General features: G+C 42.4%; 14 protein-coding genes. 1 reads left to right on the top strand and 13 read right to left on the bottom strand.

Annotated features, from left to right (window positions below; genetic code table 11):
• Positions 1-30: 30 nt before the first annotated feature.
• Positions 31-984 (bottom strand): mannose-6-phosphate isomerase, class I, encoded by a 954-nt coding sequence (gene manA / locus CRO17_RS00395; protein WP_097038205.1) that lies wholly within the window; start codon positions 982-984, stop codon positions 31-33.
• A gap of 200 nt (positions 985-1,184) precedes the next feature.
• Here manA and ytvA point away from each other — a divergent pair, with 200 nt between their 5' ends.
• Positions 1,185-1,985 carry a YtvA family blue-light photoreceptor gene (gene ytvA / locus CRO17_RS00390; protein ID WP_097038203.1) on the top strand — a complete coding sequence of 267 codons (801 nt, stop codon included), beginning with the start codon at positions 1,185-1,187 and terminating at the stop codon, positions 1,983-1,985.
• Between the two features lie 35 nt (positions 1,986-2,020).
• Here ytvA and CRO17_RS00385 read toward each other — a convergent pair whose 3' ends face one another.
• From CRO17_RS00385 to CRO17_RS00330, 12 genes are all read right to left on the bottom strand, one after another.
• Positions 2,021-2,578: a TetR/AcrR family transcriptional regulator gene (locus tag CRO17_RS00385; protein WP_097038201.1), complete on the bottom strand. Its 558-nt coding sequence runs from the start codon at positions 2,576-2,578 to the stop codon at positions 2,021-2,023.
• A 17-nt stretch (positions 2,579-2,595) separates the two neighbouring features.
• Positions 2,596-4,899 (bottom strand): YhgE/Pip domain-containing protein, encoded by a 2,304-nt coding sequence (locus CRO17_RS00380; RefSeq protein ID WP_179636742.1) that lies wholly within the window; start codon positions 4,897-4,899, stop codon positions 2,596-2,598.
• Between the two features lie 369 nt (positions 4,900-5,268).
• A complete protein-coding gene (locus CRO17_RS00375; RefSeq protein ID WP_097038197.1) occupies positions 5,269-6,480 on the bottom strand; it encodes a S1C family serine protease in 1,212 nt (403 codons plus the stop codon).
• Positions 6,481-6,537: 57 nt separating this feature from the next.
• Complete coding sequence (locus CRO17_RS00370) at positions 6,538-7,335, bottom strand: MBL fold metallo-hydrolase (protein ID WP_097038195.1); 798 nt, start codon at positions 7,333-7,335, stop codon at positions 6,538-6,540.
• Positions 7,336-7,348: 13 nt separating this feature from the next.
• Positions 7,349-8,215 (bottom strand): two-component system regulatory protein YycI, encoded by an 867-nt coding sequence (locus CRO17_RS00365; protein ID WP_179636740.1) that lies wholly within the window; start codon positions 8,213-8,215, stop codon positions 7,349-7,351.
• Positions 8,215-9,507 carry a two-component system activity regulator YycH gene (yycH, locus tag CRO17_RS00360; RefSeq protein WP_097038192.1) on the bottom strand — a complete coding sequence of 431 codons (1,293 nt, stop codon included), beginning with the start codon at positions 9,505-9,507 and terminating at the stop codon, positions 8,215-8,217. Before yycH ends, CRO17_RS00365 begins: the two co-directional genes overlap by 1 nt.
• Positions 9,504-11,354, bottom strand: coding sequence for a cell wall metabolism sensor histidine kinase WalK (gene walK, locus CRO17_RS00355; RefSeq protein ID WP_097038190.1), 1,851 nt, complete (start codon positions 11,352-11,354; stop codon positions 9,504-9,506). Before walK ends, yycH begins: the two co-directional genes overlap by 4 nt.
• A gap of 5 nt (positions 11,355-11,359) precedes the next feature.
• The gene (yycF, locus tag CRO17_RS00350) at positions 11,360-12,064 is read right to left on the bottom strand and encodes a response regulator YycF (RefSeq protein WP_097039984.1); all 705 of its coding nucleotides are present in this window, start codon (positions 12,062-12,064) and stop codon (positions 11,360-11,362) included.
• 180 nt (positions 12,065-12,244) lie between these two features.
• Entirely contained in the window at positions 12,245-13,531 is a 1,287-nt protein-coding gene (locus tag CRO17_RS00345; RefSeq protein WP_097038188.1) for an adenylosuccinate synthase, read from the bottom strand.
• A 152-nt stretch (positions 13,532-13,683) separates the two neighbouring features.
• Entirely contained in the window at positions 13,684-15,048 is a 1,365-nt protein-coding gene (gene dnaB / locus CRO17_RS00340) for a replicative DNA helicase (RefSeq protein ID WP_097038187.1), read from the bottom strand.
• A gap of 104 nt (positions 15,049-15,152) precedes the next feature.
• A complete protein-coding gene (rplI, locus tag CRO17_RS00335) occupies positions 15,153-15,599 on the bottom strand; it encodes a 50S ribosomal protein L9 (RefSeq protein WP_097038185.1) in 447 nt (148 codons plus the stop codon).
• Positions 15,596-17,566, bottom strand: a complete 1,971-nt coding sequence (locus CRO17_RS00330) for a DHH family phosphoesterase (protein ID WP_097038183.1) — start codon at positions 17,564-17,566, stop codon at positions 15,596-15,598. The genes rplI and CRO17_RS00330 overlap by 4 nt, the downstream gene beginning before the upstream one ends.
• Positions 17,567-17,578 lie beyond the last annotated feature (12 nt).

Raw genomic sequence — 17,578 nt, 5'->3', positions numbered from 1 at the left:
TTTGTGCTCTATAAGCTCACACTTTAAGCCTTATACATGCGAAACAATAGCTTCCATGCTGCCTTTCATAACATAACGATCAATGTGAACAGGCAAAACGAAGTGATCACCTTTATGCAGCTGGAAAGACTGTCCATCCAGGATGATTTCACCTGTACCGTCAATGATGCTAACTTGCACGAAGCTGTCAGGGGTTTTTACCTCGGACTCGCCTGTTATTTGCCAATGATAAACGGAAAAATATTCATTTTGTACTAGCTTCTGCTCTTTGCGATCACCTATCATAACAGCAGGATTTCTCGTATCGGTTGTTTCATGTGGAACAGTTGAAACAGCCTTAGCCGAATCTAGATGCAGATCACGCGTGTTACCTTGGTCATCTTTTCGGTCATAATCATATACACGATAAGTAATATCGGAACTTTGCTGTGTTTCTAAGATAACGATGCCCGCACCAATGGCATGAATAGCACCGCTTGGAACATAAACAAAATCTCCCTTTTCTACAGGAATACGACGCAGCAGCTGCTCCCATTCGCCTTGGTCAATCATTTGCTCCAGCTGCTCTTTTGTTTGCGCATGATGTCCGAATACAATCTCAGCACCTGGCTCTGCATCAACAATATACCAGCACTCTGTCTTTCCGTATGGTTGATTCTCGACTTTCCGCGCATATGTATCATCTGGATGCACTTGCACGGATAAATCCGCTTTTGCATCAAGTAACTTTACAAGCAGAGGATAATCTTCATTGCCATGTTCGCCAAACAATTCCCGATTATACTGCCAAGCATCTAATAACGTCTTACCAGCTAAAACACCGTTCTTTATTTTGCTTGGTCCGTTTGGATGTGCCGAAATTACCCAAGCCTCTCCAGTATGCTCCGATATCAGATTGTATCCAAATACCTCCGCCAATTTGTTGCCTCCCCAGATTCGCTCCTGCAAAACAGGATCCAGGAAGATAGGTTCTTGAGTATACATATTCTAAATCCTCACCTTCGATTCTTCTAACCTCCTTTATTTTACCAATAGTTTTATGCCGCTGACTATACTTTATTGTTGTTTGATTGTTCTGATTTATATATGATAAATGTAATAATCTTTCAATAAACAGAAACGTCTAGAAACTACCTCATGAGGAAGTTATAGAGTGTACTCTAACAAAGGAAGGAAAGAAAACTATGGAGAAAGAAATCCATTATTCTACGAATATTAGCGATGCGTTCTTCCGCCAAGTCATAGATTATGTAGGCGCAGGGGTTGTCATTACGGATCCTGCATTGCCAGATAATCCGATTATCTATACGAACTCTGCATTCGAAAAGATTTCTGGCTATCCGACGAAAGAGATCATTGGCCAGAATTGCCGCTTTCTGCAAGGAGATAAGACTTCTAGCACAGAAGTGGCAAAAGTTCGCGAAGCAATTAAGGAAGAACGCTCTGTGGTCGTAGAATTGGAGAATTACCAAAAAGACGGGACAATGTTTTGGAACGAGCTTTCTTTATACCCAATCTATGTGCCAAGCGAAGATAAGCTATATTTTGTTGGGGTTCAAAAAGATGTCTCCGACCGTAAGTCCGAAGAAGCAAGAACAGCAGGCTACAAACAGGAAGCCTGCTTGCTGTCCACGCCATTTGTCCCAATTACTGAGAATATCTGCATTCTGCCGCTTGTCGGTAATATAGATACACAGCGTTGGGAAGAAATATATGAGCGTATCTCTGCTCATGTTTATGATCACGATGAAGAAATTTTTATTATGGATCTCCAAGGCATCCAAAATTTAAATGATGATGTGCATAACGGTATATTGACTTTGCAGCAGCTGCTTCATGTAATGGGAGCAAAGCTCATTGTGACTGGAATTGAGCCGAGCACAGCTAAAGCAGGCGTCAATCTGGCTGATTTCCGCAAAAATAAAATATCTTTTTATGCCAGTGTACAGCAGGCTTTGGAAGGTATCCGCGCTTTGAATACTTAATATAATTATAAAAACCGCTGCTGAACAGCGGTTTCTTAATGTATTTGCGATTTGATTATCTCTGTAATTGTTTCCTTCGGCAGCGGTTCATGCTGCCGCTCCCAGTCTGATATAAGCGCAATGTAGGTTCGATAGATTAAAAATGCCAGCAGCTCAGGATCATGCTTTGCGCTAATTCCTTTCGCTTGCTCCTTCTCGATTACTGACTTGATGTAATCGAGAATCATCCTCTCCACTTGTGTCAAAATCTCCAGCACTTCAGCTGTACCTAATTCCTTCGCTTCTTGTCCCAGCTTAATTAACAGCTGATGGTTCTCCCGGAAGTTTAGAATGGCATCCAGCATCGCTTGGATATTCTCATGGAATGGCGCGTCTTCTTGTAAGGCTGCTTCTGCCGATTGCCGAAGATTCTTCATCGTTCGATCAAGAATAGTAGAAAACAATGTTTCTTTACTGTCAAAGAACGTATAGATTGTACCTTTAGCTACCTTGGCAATTTTTGCGACTGATGCCATGGTCGTCGCTTTAAATCCGAATTGGCTGAATGATGTCGCAGCAGCCTCTATAATCCGTTCTTTTTTATCTATAATCATTGTTTTCTACCCCTTCTTTACATGGAGACCGCCGTATCTTCCTCTGTCTCTTTTTTATATTTACGTGTCTGCACTGAGTAAACTAAAATCGTCAATGCTAAGAATAGCACAGAAAAGATACTCAAGTAACCTGCTTGCTGCCAGAGAAATCCCCAGTCATCCCCAATCGAGATAATCTCCCTAAAACCGCTGATTGCGTATGTCATCGGTACAAACTTATGAATGACTTGGAAAAATTCCGGAAGTAATGCAACCGGATAAGTTCCCGCACCAGCCCCAATTTGGACTAGCAATACAATGATACCCAGGAAACGTCCGACATTATCTAAAGCAACAGTAAGCAGCTGAATTAACAAGAAGCTTGTTAAGCTAAAGAGAATGGCAAAAACGAGCAGACGCCATTCGCTGTGTACTTGTAGATGAACAACGTGAACGAGCATAATAACCGCAAACAACGATTGCAATATACTTACAAAGCACACAATACTAAATTTGCTTAAGAACCAAGAAAAACCAGATGTTGGTCTGCCTGCAGGATCACGAAGCGGAAAAATATTAGTAAATACCAGCGCTCCGACAAACAGCCCAATAGAAAGGATATACGGAGCAAGACCTTCTCCATAGCTATGCACTGTACTTAATTTTTCCTCCTGCACATCTGTCGGGCTGGCAAACATCGTCTCTGTCTTATCACTGGTACTGATGTTTGCATCCGATGCACCTTTGGCCAGCTGGTCATACAGTTCGCTGCTTCCATCCGTTACACTTTGTGTTCCATCAGATAATGTTTTAGAGCCATCTGTCAGCTTGCTCGCACCTTCCGCTAACTGCGGACCATTGGTATTCAACTGATCAAGTCCATTGGTGATCTTGGAACTGCCTGATTGCAGCTGCCCTAAAGCATCACGCACGGCTTGGGAACCGCTCACTAAAGCTGGTGCTCCATTTGCAGCCTGACTAACACCATCTGTATAAGCACCTATGCCGCTATTGAGTTCTGACTGACCAGACTGAATTTTTGCTGCCCCATTATATAATTTGCCAGCAGCCTCGTCGATACCCGTCAGTGCAGTTTGTGTTTGCTCAGCACCATCTGCTAGTTTTTGAATTTGACCAAGCTGCTTATTGATTCCTTTAAGTTCCTGCTGCATAGCTTCTGGATCAACATCTGGCAGTTGAACCTCTGGAACAGATGTCCGATCAGCAAGCTCCTGCACCTGATCTTGCAATTGCTGCTGCTTTTCTTCCGCTGATAAATCGTCATTTGTCAGGGTAGCTTGAAGCTGATTGAGTTGAGCCGTCTGCTCTTCCTGCGCCGTCTGCAGCTGCTGTGCAAATTCAGTTAGCTCATCCAGACTTGTTTTTATTGCTTCTCCGGCAGTTTGCACTTTTTCATTAGCAGCCGCTATTCCATTATTCAATTCTGGAAATTTCCCTGCCAATTGGCCTGTCGCTTGCTGCAGCTTATCTAGTCCGCTGGTTAACTCATTGGTGCCAGTCACTAACTGATCCGACCCACTTGTCAGATCACCGCTTTTACCATTTAAAGTTTGTAAGCCTTTATTTAATTCTGTAATGCCGTCATCAACTTCCGGATATTGAGAAGTCAGACTTCCTATACCTTGATTTAATTCCTGCATACCTTGATCCGCTTCTCCGACTTTTTCCGTATAAGTGGCAGTGCTAGTTGATAAGCTGGCTAAGTTTTTGTTCAAGTTTTTTGCGCCTTCATTTAATTCACTTGAGCCATCCGCCAACTCTTTCGAACCATCACTTGCCTGCTTTAGTCCATCTGCAACATCCGCTAAGCTAGTAAATACAGAGTGTGCATATTCTTCGGTCACTTGTTCAGCAACTTCTCTTTCTAATTGCTGAATCGCACTGTCCGTAATTTTGGAAGCTGGATAGTTCTTACCAGGGTTTGAGTAATATTTAATATCCATTTGCTTCGGATTATCATCGAGTAATGTTGCTGCGTTAGCAGAAAAATTTTCAGGGATTTTGACAACCATATAATAATCCTCTGTCTTTAATCCATCCATCGCCTGCTTTTCTTCAACGAATTGCCAATTGAATTTATCATTTTCCTGCAAATTATCCACAAAATCCGATCCAACGTGGAGCTCTTTTCCTTCAAAAGTTGACCCTTTATCTAAATTGACAACAGCAACAGGCAATTGATCCGTATTGTTGTAAGGATCCCAGTTTGCTGCTAGAAAAATAACACTATACAGCAGCGGCACAACAAGAATACCGCATATTGCCAACAGCATTTTACGGTCTTTCCATATATGCCGCCACTCCTGTTTCAACATATTCATAACTTTTCCTCCCATATTCATATATATACTTATCCACAAATACCGAGTGACCGATATGGATTTTTGGTCATTTTCACTTGCTCATAATAGCAGAAAAAGCCTATCTGTACAATAGATAGACCATGATTCTTACGAAGTATCCGCTTTCAGTATGTTATCCACTTTTATTGTGCACAACTTGTGGACAAGTTCTTTATACACAGTATTCCACACGCTATAAACAAATTATCCACACACTTATACACATATACACAATTGCAATACTTTATTTAGTGATAAGAATACTTGTTCGCCACCAAATAGAGTATCTTATCCTCACTAAATCCACAAGCTGTGCATAACTAAAAAAGCAGCCACGAATGGCTGCTTTTACTGCTCTTGTTCACTTAAAGTGACTGTCGTTTCTCCGCGTTGCCCATCTCGATAATACGTTACTTTCATTTTGTCTCCAATTTGCTTTTCTTCATAAAGATGCTTTCGTAAAGCTGTCATATCTTTAATTGCCTGGCCATCAAGTTCAGTTATAACATCCAGTTCTTGCAGACCGCCTTGCTGAGCAGGAGATGACGGTACCAGACTCCAAATATATACACCATTCTCGATATCTTCCGGTAAACCTAGATGCCCTGATCGTTCTCCAGCCGGAATCTCATTCAAAGAATAGGCCTCCACACCTAAATATGGACGTTTTACTTGGCCATTCTGCTCGAGCTGTTCCATCACAGGCACCGCAGAGTCAACAGGAATAGCAAATCCAATTCCTTCAACGGATGATTCTGCAATCTTCATGGAATTGATCCCAATTAGCTGACCTGCCATGTTTATAAGTGCTCCGCCGCTGTTACCAGGATTAATGGCTGCGTCTGTTTGCATAACATCTGCCTGCCAATCAGATCTGCCATCTCCATTGAAATCCTGCGGAACAGTACGATTTATACCGCTGATAATACCTTGTGTAACGGAACCAGAGAAACCAAGCGGATCACCGATAGCAATGACTGGTTCCCCTGTTTTAACGGAAGAGGAGTTCCCTATGTCAATTACCTTTTCCACTCTGGAAGCGTCAATTTCCAGCACTGCTAAGTCGGTAAAAACATCACTGCCCAGCAATTCAGCAGAAATCTCTGCGCCATTATGCAAAACAACATCCACATCCGTTGCCCCTTCGACAACATGATGATTTGTCACCACATAAGCTTTGTTGCCTCGTTTTTTATATATAACACCAGAACCGCTCCCTGCAGCGCTCTCTTCCTGAGAAAACAACGCATCTCCTTGCTGAAGATTAACAACACCTACAACAGCTGGAGATGTTTCATCAACAATGTCGGTAATACCTGATTGAACATCAACACGCACATTCTGCAAACCAGTATCTTGATTGGTGTCAGAAACCTGCTGTACAGTTCCCTCTTGCTGCGACTGTGATTGATTGTTCATTTTCATACTGTCTTGATCAAGTCCATAAGCAACAAGCAATACAATACCAGCACCAATAATACCTCCTAAAATAGCTGGCAGCAGCCAATTGGGGCGCTTCGACTTTTTTGGTTCTTTGTGTTGATCATCAAAGTAATCCATATGAGCCTCCGTTCCTGCATCTTTTGATATAGCTTATCTTTCCACCGTTTTGGGAATTTAAACTACTTGGAAGAGCGGTGTTGGCATTTTTGGATCTGTATCATGCAGTTCAATATGTTTTTTAAGGTCAAAGCCTCGTTCCTCTAAGATGTTACCTACTGCAAGACGAGCCAAATCCTTCATGTTATTATCGCGGCTTAAATGTGCAAGATAAATACGTTTCGTATTGTTATCAATTAAATCGGTGAGCGCCAAAGCACTATCTTCGTTCGACACGTGGCCTAAGTCGCCTAATATTCTCCGCTTTACGTTCCAAGGATAACTCCCCATCTGCAGCATGCTCACATCATGATTTGCTTCAAAGATATACGCATCTGCCTTCTCCACAATGCCTTTCACCCGTTCTGAGATATAGCCGGTATCTGTCACTAAGGCTACTTTCTTTCCTTCATGATGGAATGTGTAAAACATTGGTTCAGCAGCATCATGGGAAACACCGAAGGACTGCACATCCAAATCACCAAATGTTTTCGTTTCTTCCATTTGGAAAACAAATTTATGATCTAATGGTATTTTCCCGATGCTATTCTCCATCGCTTTCCAAGTCTTTTCATTCGCATAGATCGGTAAATCAAATTTCCGTGCCGCCACACCTAATCCTTTTATATGATCACTATGTTCGTGCGTGACCAGAATCTTTGTGAGAGAAGCCGGGTCAATTCCCGTCTCCTCTAATAAACGCTGCAGCTCCTTGCCCGTTAGACCAGCGTCCACCAGGATACGCTCTTTTTCCGTTCCGATAAAAAATGCATTACCAGAACTGCCTGAAGCAAGCACGCTAAAGCTTAATGTCATGCTGTTTCACCTCTTATTGTGTATCTTCTGTCTCTGTTTCTTTCTCTAGATCTAAGTTGCTTATAAACGCTGACTCTGTTTGCTGGCGTATATAGGGATTGTTATCCGGAAGCATCAAATAGAAATAATGCTTCGTATCATTAACAGTGATTTTGTAAGCAGGTGTATAATTCGGCTTAGATGAGAGTTCAATGATTGGATAGAAGCCTTTCTCTACCTCAATTGTGTCCCCGCGTTCAATGTACTGCTTTGCTGTCAGCGCCTTCACTGCCTGCTTCTCTGAGTAATGATTCACTTCCCAGCCTTTCTCATTCTCACTCTTCTTAAAGTTTTCGATATATGTCTGGGTGTATCCAGTTACTTGATAGTCTTCATTAATTGTTACCATCAGCAAACTGTCCTCACTAAAATAAGTCTGTCCCTTATCGGTTTCTTGAAAGAAAAGCATTTTGTTTCCTTGTCGGCCCCAGTACGTATAATCTTCTCCATGCAGCACATATTCCTCAATAAAACCGTTTAAGGCATCAAGAGACTGTGTGGTATCTTTATCAAAGGGAAGCTCAACTGGCAATCTTTCAGGTTCTTCAAAGGTTGCAACAAGCTCCGTGCCTGAATTGATGTCAAAGTTCATATTGCCGGGAAGCTCTTCCAATTCCTTTTTTTTAAATTGCATCTTTGTTGCTTCGTACTGCTGATTCGTTTCCGTTTCCTCATCAGAAAGCTCTGAATACCCCTTCACGCTTTCTAGTACAGATGCGGGCGTTTCTGTTTCCAGTCCTATTTGTTCTGTCTCTTCCTGCGGAAACAGCTGAATCACGAGATAGACATTCAAAACAAGGAAGGCAAGGATAAACGTCAGCTTAATTTTATTCCATTGCATCAGTCTGTGCCTCCTGTCGCATTGTCTCCTACTTGAATCCATCTTCCATCAACTTCTATATACCAATATGGTGATAGCTTGTATTTGTAAATATCGGAATCAAACTCTTCTAACTGGTAACCAATTGCAACATCTTGTATATCGCGGGAAATGTAATTATTATCCGAAATCCAATTCTCTACTTCCTTGACTGTCAGTGTTTTTTCCCCATCTGGCCGACCTGACGTTGAGCTTATATTAAGCAGAGTTCTTTCGTATCTTCCAGGCTCAGGATGACCATATTGCATTTGAATAGACAAAAGTGATAATTTATTTTGCTGAAATACCGGGTAGCCATCTATCATCATTCGGAACTCAAACGTATAATTTCCTTTCCCTAAAACATCATATAAGCGAAAGTTATTTGTCCATCCCTTATGTGAATTGATCGCATGAATTGCCGCCTGCAGCTGCTCTGCTCTGCTAGCTGCTCTCGTAGAAGAAGTCCGATTCGTATAGTAAATACCATAGTTTCCGTTATTGCTGAATTTGGCAGATTCCAAGCGATTGGAGTCAATGTATTGATCGCCTAATGTGATTGGATCATCTAAATATATATCTGAAAATACATCTCGGGAGATTGTCTCGCTGCGAACAACTCTGTTTTCTATCTGAATACTTTGCGGCAGATAAACCTGATTCCAAGCATTAGTTTCATTTTCAGCTAATGGTACAGCTGCTAATAAATCTTCCTTATCATTTATAACATCACTTACGCTGTTTACAACGGTTGCCGTCACAACATTTTCTAGAGGGTTGTCCAGATTTTCATTCAGAAAGATCAGCTTCGTGGTGTTATCTTCATTATTGGATAGGTATATTCTTGTAAAGACACCGTTTTCCAGACTGCTTGTATCACTATTTGTCCCTTCTACCTGAAATAAGGTATTCAGTTGCGAATAAGAGATCGTAACTGGATACACGAGTTCTATATTCGTATCCGGTATACTCGATAATTCACTTTGTTTCAGATTAGTCAGCGTCCATTCGGACAATCTATTCACAAAGGTCTGTTCTTTATCGTCTTTTGATGCAAAGACAAAGTGGTTATTGTTTTCATTAATATATACATGGCTCGGTCTTACCAAGTCTGCCATCTGCTTCTCTGTTCCATCTAAGGTTCGCGGCTCTTCGGTAATTAGATTATCTGATTCAAAACCGCTCGACTGGAATGTCCATACAAAAGCTGTTAATACCAAGCTAAGTGCCACAAGAACGACAAGTAAAATTGTATTAAATGTTTCCAGCTTCATCGCAGCTCACCCCTTTTCCGATTAAGCGGAATGGTGAAGAGCACAGTTGTACCTCTTCCTTCCTTGCTTTCAGCCCAAATCACTCCGTGGTGCGCATCAACAAGATCTTTCGCAATCGCTAAACCTAGTCCTGTACCGCCTAGTTTACGTGTACGCGCTTTGTCTGTTCGGTAAAAACGTTCGAATATCTTATCGAGTTTTTCATGTGCAATTCCCATTCCTTCGTCAGAAATGCTGATGAGAAGCTTCTGGCTATCCTTACGGAGACGGAAACGAATTGTCCCGCCATCTGGAGAATACTTAATCGCATTACTGATGATATTATCCAGCACTTGCATCATCTTATCTTGGTCAACCGTAACAATTGCCTCATCCTTCGGCAAATAGCGTTCAAAGTGGATATCCTCACGCTTGTTCATGTCAAATCGGTCAATCACATGATGGAAGAATTCCGTAAAATCAATTCGCTGCCATTCCATCGTATAATTACTGCTATCCATACGGGAAAGCTGCAGCAAGTCATTAACAAGACGTATCATTCGGTCCGTCTCCTGTTGCGTTACATCAAGGAAGTGAGGAGCGATACCTTCATCTTTCCATGCACCATCTGTTAATGCTTCTAAATAACTTCTCATCGTTGTCAGCGGTGTTCGGAGCTCATGAGATACATTTGAAACAAATTCCCGGCGCTCCTGTTCAATTTGTTCTTGCTCTGTCACATCACTGATTACAGTAATGAATCCGCTAATCTGCTCATATTCATCCTGCACAATCGAAAAATTACAGCGCAGCAGTAAATATTGATCATCATCACTCATATCAATTATAATCGAGCCTGTCTCTTGTATTTCGGTTATATCTACTATTTTTTCATTCAAGTTTAAAACTTCAATTAGAAATTGTCCGCGAACTTCTTCAGCACTGCGCCCAATCAGACTTTCTGCTGGCGCATTCATCAAGGTGATCGCTCCGTTCCTGTCTGTTGCGATAACACCATCTGACATATGGGAAAGCACTGAGCTCAGCTTTCTGCGCTCGCCTTCTGTGCGCATATGTGCCTGCCGCAGTTCATCGTTCATATGATTAAAAGTGCGAGCAAGCTGTCCGATTTCATCTTCGCCATATACATTTACTCGTTTCGAAAAGTCCCCTGTAGCCATGATGCGTGCTTGCTTTTGCATCTCTTTGATAGGCTTCGTTATTGCCCGGGCAATGAGAATTCCTAAAATGGCAGCAAATATCAAAGCGATAAAGGTTGCTTGCAAGAAGATAATATTTGTACTCTTCAACTGAGTATATACATCTTCTATTGATTTACGCACATAGATAATTCCGAGTAATTCTTCTTCTCCATTACTGCCTGTCCTCATTATTTCATCATAATATCGAAGCGTACGATCACCTGTATCTTCATCAATAACAATATTCGATTGCTCTCCAGAAGGGAGAATTCCATTATTGGTGATGGCCTGAATAATATTATTTTCTATTACACGAGCACCTATTATATCCTGCCCGCTGGGTTCACTCGTACCTACTAGCTGTCTCTGGTTATCAATTACTTGAATCTTTGTATTATCCCCGTCCGAGTAATTGACGAGCAAATCGGCTATATCTTCTTCTAAAGTCGGATCGGTAGGAGATCTTTCCTCTTCAAATTCCTGGACTAACGATTGATTCAGCCATTCAATGTTGGACTCCAATGAGACTCTGGTATTTTTGATAAGCTGGTTCTCTAAACTGTTTGTAAAAAAGACGCCGATCAGCAAAAGCGCGATGATCAGCAGCAAAATATAGACAAGAACCAATTTCAGGCTCACGGAACGAAAGAAGCCTATTTTATTCATTGCTATTACTCCTGTTCAGGGCTGCGAAGATAATATCCTACACCCCTTCTTGTAATTATCCAAAGCGGACTGCTTGGATTGTCTTCTATCTTCTCGCGGAGACGGCGAACGGTTACGTCTACTGTACGGACATCCCCAAAATAGTCGTATCCCCATACAGTTTCTAACAAGTGTTCACGTGTCATAACTTGTCCGCTGTGACGCGCCAAGTAATGAAGCAATTCAAACTCTCGGTGTGTTAATTCAACTTGCACACCATCATTTGTGACCGTGTAAGCCTCGGGATGAATAACAAGTTTCCCTATCTCGATGTCTTTGTTTTCCTTGCTGTCTTCTTCCGGAATTTGTGCCTGTCTGCGGAGATTCGCTTTCACACGTGCAATCACTTCCCGATTACTGAACGGTTTTGTTACGTAATCATCTGCACCAAGTTCAAGACCGAGTACCTTATCAATCTCTGCATCCTTTGCTGTCAGCATGATGATTGGCATATTGTGCGTCTTGCGTACTTCCCGGCATACTTCATTGCCATCTTTATTTGGCAGCATAATATCCAATAAAATCAAATCTGGGTTTTCCTGCTGTACGAGTTCAACTGCCTCGTCACCGTCATAGGCACAGACTACCTCGTATCCTTCTTTTTCTAGGTTAAACTTCAATATATCAGCGATTGGTTTCTCGTCATCTACCACTAGTATCTTATGGTTCATCGTATTCCCACGCTTTCTCGTATAATTTTTATCTGAAAGAAATTGCATTTATCCTGTTAGTTCAGTTTGTGCATACTATTTCTATTTTACAGCAATTCGCAGAAAATGTCTTTGTAAGGGGGGTGTTATGGGGCTATTTGGAAGTAAAAAGAAATCGCCCCAGCAGGACGATTTCTCATTTTAGCTATATACACTTCGAACTTCATTTGTTTGTGTACGATCTGGTCCGACAGAGAAGATACTGAGCGGAATACCTGTCAGCTGTGAGATGCGCTCTAAATAATGACGCGCGTTAACTGGCAGCTCGTTCAAGTTGCGAACGCCTGTAATATCTTCTGTCCAGCCCGGCAGTTCTTCATACACAGGTTCGCAATCAGCCAGTTCTTTCAAGCTAGCCGGGAAATGTTCCATAATTTCGCCTTTGTAGCGATACGCAACACATATTTTCAATGTCTCGATACCTGTGAGTACATCAATGGAATTAAGGGAAAGATCCGTGATACCGCTGACGCGCTGCGCGTGACGTACTACGACACTGTCGAACCAGCCGACACGGCGCGGACGGCCTGTAGTTGTACCATATTCGCGGCCGACTTCCCGGATTTGATCGCCAATCTCATCATGCAATTCTGTTGGGAATGGGCCATCACCAACACGTGTTGTATATGCCTTCGATACACCAACTACATGATTGATTTTTGTCGGTCCAACACCAGATCCAATTGTCACACCACCAGCAATCGGGTTGGAGCTTGTAACGAATGGATATGTTCCTTGATCAATATCCAGCATGACACCTTGTGCACCTTCAAAGAGAACACGGCGGCCTTGATCAAGTGCTTCGTTCAGTTCAACAGAAGTATCTGTTACATACTTTGCGATCTGCTGGCCGTAATCATAATACTCTTCCAAAATCTCTTCCACTGTGAATGGCTCACATTCATATACTTTTTCAAACAATCGGTTTTTATCTTCCAAGTTTTGTTCTAATTTCTCACGGAATGCATCTTTGTCCAGCAAATCAGCAATACGGATACCCATACGTGCAGCTTTGTCCATATACGCTGGTCCAATTCCCTTTTTAGTCGTTCCAATCTTGTTTGCGCCTTTCGCCTCTTCTTGCAATTCATCTAGTTTTAGATGATACGGAAGAATAACATGCGCTCGGTTTGAAATAACCAGGTTATCTGTGCTGACATTACGTTCGTGCAAATATTCCAATTCTTCAACCAATGCTTTTGGCTCAATAACCATTCCATTGCCTAAAACACATTTCTTATCCGAGAAGAAGATACCGGATGGAATTAAATGAAGCTTATATGTGACATCATCGAATTTAATTGTGTGACCGGCATTGTTACCGCCTTGATAACGTGCAACAACTTCGGCATTCTGTGAAAGAAAGTCAGTGATCTTTCCTTTTCCTTCATCTCCCCATTGGGTTCCTACTACGACTACTGAGGACATCTGTGTGGCACCTCCGCCAAATAAACTATTTTTAACACCTCTAAAGTTTATCAATCCCCAAAACACATGTCAATGATACATCCGAACAATTATTCATTACTTTTCATATTTGTTCGTTAAAAAACACCCTATCATCTGATAGGGTGTTGATATTATGCAGGCGGTATATCACTTTCCGAATATCGGTGATCCAAATCCACGAATTTATTGTATTCTTTTACGAATGCCAGCTCAACTGTTCCAACTGGACCGTTACGCTGCTTAGCAAGAATAATTTCGATGATGTTCTGTTTCTCGGATTCTTTGTCGTAATAATCATCTCGGTATAGGAAGCCAACAATATCAGCATCCTGCTCAATACTTCCGGATTCACGCAAATCGGACATCATTGGACGCTTATCTTGACGCTGCTCTACACCACGGGAAAGCTGAGATAGTGCGATAACCGGCACTTCCAGTTCACGTGCCAAAGCTTTCAAGGAACGGGATATTTCCGATACTTCCTGCTGACGGTTTTCGCCTTTCCCTGAGCTGGATCCCATAATGAGCTGCAAGTAATCGATCAGTATCATCCCGATGCCGCCTTCCTGCTTTAGACGGCGGCACTTTGACCGAATATCACTTACACGAATACCAGGAGTATCGTCAATATAAACACCTGCATTGGATAAGCTCCCCATCGCCATGGTGAGCTTAGCCCAGTCTTCTTCCTGCAAGCTACCTGTTCGCAACCGCTGTGCGTCAATATTTCCTTCGGCACAAAGCATACGGGAGACAAGCTGTTCTGCTCCCATCTCTAAGCTGAAGATTGCCACATTCTCTCCTGCATGAATGGACACATTTTGTGCAATATTCAAAGCAAAGGCTGTCTTACCAACCGACGGACGAGCAGCAATAATAATTAAATCATTGCGTTGGAATCCAGATGTCATCTTGTCCAAATCCCGGTAACCTGTCGGAATTCCTGTTACAGATGCACTTTGATGGTGCAGTTTTTCGATATTATCATACACATCGATTAAGACATCTTTAATATTTTGAAAAGCGCCGGAATTTTTACGTCCGGAAACTTCCATAATTGTTTTTTCCGCTTCATTCAGGACATCTTCTACTTCGTCTTCTTTCGCGTAGCTTGAAGTCACAATATCTGTAGCAGAGCGGATTAAACGTCGCAATAAGGCTTTCTCAGCAACAATTTTACTGTAATATTCAATATTTGCTGCTGTCGGAACGGCATTTGCTAGATCACTGAGATACGATACACCGCCGACCTCCTCCAACAGTTTTGCATTTGCAAGTGCAGTGGTGACAGTTACCAAATCAACTGGTTCTCCTCTGTCAGACAAGCGCATCATTGCATCGAAAATGCGCTGGTGGCTGGCTCGGTAGAAATCATCAGCAATTAACTGTTCGGAAGCTCTGGATAGTGCTTCCGGTTCTAAGAAAATTGCGCCAATCACTGCTTGCTCTGCTTCTATATTATGTGGAGGGGTCCGGTCATTCCAGACTTCTTCCATCATGATTCCCCCATTTCTGGCATACTGCTTTCATTGTACCGAAATATCCCCCTTTTGTGTCAAAAGGGGGATGAAAAGCTATTGGTATTTTGCTGGAAAAATTATTATTGCTCGCTAATATGAACTTTAATTTTGCCGGTTACTTCTGGGTGAAGTTTGACATCCAAATCGCGGTAACCAAGCGCACGGATCGGATCATCTAATTCGATTTTCCGTTTATCAATCTTGATTTTGTGTGTTTTTTTCAGCTCATCTGCAATCTGCTTGCTCGTAATGGATCCGAACAAACGACCGCCTTCTCCGGATTTTGCTTTAACTTCCACAGTAAGGCCTGCCAACTTCTCACTTAACTTCTTCGCATCTTCTACTTCTTGCTGTTCCAGCTGCTGCTGTTTATTTTCTTTTGCTTCCTGGACTTTTACGTTCCCTTTTGTTGCAGGTGCAGCCAAGTTATTTTTAAGCAAGTAATTGCGTGCGTAACCATCTGGCACTTCTTTTACTTGTCCTTTTTTTCCTTTGCCTTTTACATCTTCCGTGAAAATTACTTTCATTCTTCATTTCTCCCTTCAACATATTCTTCAACAATCCGCTGCAGTTCTGCTTTCGCTTCCTGCACGGTCTTGTCAGCAATCTGTGTGGCAGCATTGGTCAGGTGACCGCCGCCATTCATTTTTTCCATGATTACCTGTACATTCACTTGTCCAAGTGATCTGGCACTAATACCAATTCGGCCGTCTTCACGTTCTGAAATGACAAAGCTGGCACTGACGCCATCCATTGTCAGCAGTGTGTCTGCGGCTTGAGCAATCACAACCGGTCCAAATACTTGCCCTGGTTCTGCTGTCGAAATGGCAATACCTTCCCGGTAAATCTCTGTATGTTCTATCAAATGTGCCCGCTTCACATACGTATCCAAATCTTCTTTCATAAAGCGCTGCACCAAGACTGTATCTGCACCCTTCGAACGAAGATTGGAGGCAGCGTCAAATGTACGCGAACCTGTGCGAAGTGTAAAGCTTTTCGTATCAACGATAATTCCTGCAAGCAGGGCACTTGCTTCTAGTGTGGAAAGTCGCAGCTTCTTAGGCTGGTAGTCCAATAGTTCGGTCACAAGCTCCGCTGTTGAAGAAGCATACGGTTCCATATAAACAAGCGTCGGCTTTTCAATAAATTCTTCTGCCCGGCGATGGTGATCAATAACGACTACATGTTCTGACTTGCTAAGCAGTTTCTCTTCTGCCACCAGTACAGGCTTATGTGTATCTACAACAACAACAAGCGTGTTCTTTGTCACTCGATCCAATGCTTCTTCCGGACTAATGAATTGCTCCCAAAGTTCCTCATCCGCTTGAATAGCAGTCGTCAGCTTAGAAACACCAGTATGAATATCTTGCTTATCCAAGACAATATGTCCAACCGTATCATTTGCTTCGGCAATCTTCAAAATACCGATAGCAGCTCCGATTGAATCCATATCAGGCGCTTTATGTCCCATGATGAGTACTTGTTCACTCTGTTTAACCAGTTCCTTTAATGCGTGCGAAATAACGCGAGCTCTTACTCGTGTCCGCTTCTCCATCGGATTTGTTTTACCGCCGTAGAAGCGTACTTTACCGCCTTCTCCTTTAATAGCAACCTGGTCACCGCCTCTGCCAAGTGCAAGGTCTAAGCTGGACTGTGCAAGCTCCCCAAGCTCAGGCAATGACTGCCCGCCTGCCCCCACACCAATGCTCAGTGTAATGGGGATATTCTGATCCGTAATCAATCCTCGGATCTCATCTAGGATCTCAAATTTACCTTTCTCCAAATCCCTTAAGATGCGATGATTCAATACCGCAAGGAAACGTTCTTGTGAGGTACGCTTCAGATACAATCCTTTTTGGCGCGACCATTCATTCAGCTGCGCCGTGACACGGGAATTTATTTGACTCTTTGCTGTATCATCTAAATTCTGTGTCATCTCTTCGTAGTTATCTAAAAAGATAATAGCTAAGACTGTTTGCTCTTCGTTATATAAGTTTTGTATCTCGAGCTGCTTCGTTCGGTCAAACAGGTATAACAGCCGTTCTTCCTTCTTAATGACGGTCAAGAAGTCATAATCGTCTAGTGTAATCCATACCTCGTTTTTCTCATCTTTAATTGCCGGGATTAGCGCTTCTGACAAATCATCCAGCGGCACACCTACAAGTGTATCCTCTGCAAATCTGTTCATATACGGTGTCGTCCACTCAATCTGGTAGTTTTCACTGTAAAGCACAATACCGATTGGCATTTCCAACAGCGCTTCCTCACCGACCTTTTTCACACGGTGAGACATGGTGGAGATATACTCCTCTGTTTTGTCTTGCATCCGCTGCTCCGTCACAATGCTGTAAAAGAAAGAAAGAGCCAGGAGTACTGTCAATGGCAGTCCAAGCTTCCATTCATAAAACCACACACAAACAAGCAGGACGACAGCAAGCGCATATGTCACGATTAAATGCTTACTCAATGTTGGTTTCTTAAATATCTCTGGCATATATGTCAGCTC

The sequence above is a fragment of the Terribacillus aidingensis genome (assembly GCF_900215625.1).
GTDB lineage: Bacteria > Bacillota > Bacilli > Bacillales > Amphibacillaceae > Terribacillus > Terribacillus aidingensis.
The sequence above is the reverse complement of the archived record's forward strand: the minus strand, read 5'-3'. Positions and strand labels throughout refer to the sequence as shown.

Excerpts from the sequence above, each read along its gene's own strand:
- manA (WP_097038205.1), bottom strand. The coding sequence starts at position 984 with ATGTATACTCAAGAACCTATCTTCCTGGATCCTGTTTTGCAGGAGCGA.
- ytvA (WP_097038203.1), top strand. The coding sequence starts at position 1,185 with ATGGAGAAAGAAATCCATTATTCTACGAATATTAGCGATGCGTTCTTC.
- CRO17_RS00385 (WP_097038201.1), bottom strand. The coding sequence starts at position 2,578 with ATGATTATAGATAAAAAAGAACGGATTATAGAGGCTGCTGCGACATCA.
- CRO17_RS00380 (WP_179636742.1), bottom strand. The coding sequence starts at position 4,899 with ATGAATATGTTGAAACAGGAGTGGCGGCATATATGGAAAGACCGTAAA.
- CRO17_RS00375 (WP_097038197.1), bottom strand. The coding sequence starts at position 6,480 with ATGGATTACTTTGATGATCAACACAAAGAACCAAAAAAGTCGAAGCGC.
- CRO17_RS00370 (WP_097038195.1), bottom strand. The coding sequence starts at position 7,335 with ATGACATTAAGCTTTAGCGTGCTTGCTTCAGGCAGTTCTGGTAATGCA.
- CRO17_RS00365 (WP_179636740.1), bottom strand. The coding sequence starts at position 8,215 with ATGCAATGGAATAAAATTAAGCTGACGTTTATCCTTGCCTTCCTTGTT.
- yycH (WP_097038192.1), bottom strand. The coding sequence starts at position 9,507 with ATGAAGCTGGAAACATTTAATACAATTTTACTTGTCGTTCTTGTGGCA.
- walK (WP_097038190.1), bottom strand. The coding sequence starts at position 11,354 with ATGAATAAAATAGGCTTCTTTCGTTCCGTGAGCCTGAAATTGGTTCTT.
- yycF (WP_097039984.1), bottom strand. The coding sequence starts at position 12,064 with ATGAACCATAAGATACTAGTGGTAGATGACGAGAAACCAATCGCTGAT.
- CRO17_RS00345 (WP_097038188.1), bottom strand. The coding sequence starts at position 13,531 with ATGTCCTCAGTAGTCGTAGTAGGAACCCAATGGGGAGATGAAGGAAAA.
- dnaB (WP_097038187.1), bottom strand. The coding sequence starts at position 15,048 with ATGGAAGAAGTCTGGAATGACCGGACCCCTCCACATAATATAGAAGCA.
- rplI (WP_097038185.1), bottom strand. The coding sequence starts at position 15,599 with ATGAAAGTAATTTTCACGGAAGATGTAAAAGGCAAAGGAAAAAAAGGA.
- CRO17_RS00330 (WP_097038183.1), bottom strand. The coding sequence starts at position 17,566 with ATGCCAGAGATATTTAAGAAACCAACATTGAGTAAGCATTTAATCGTG.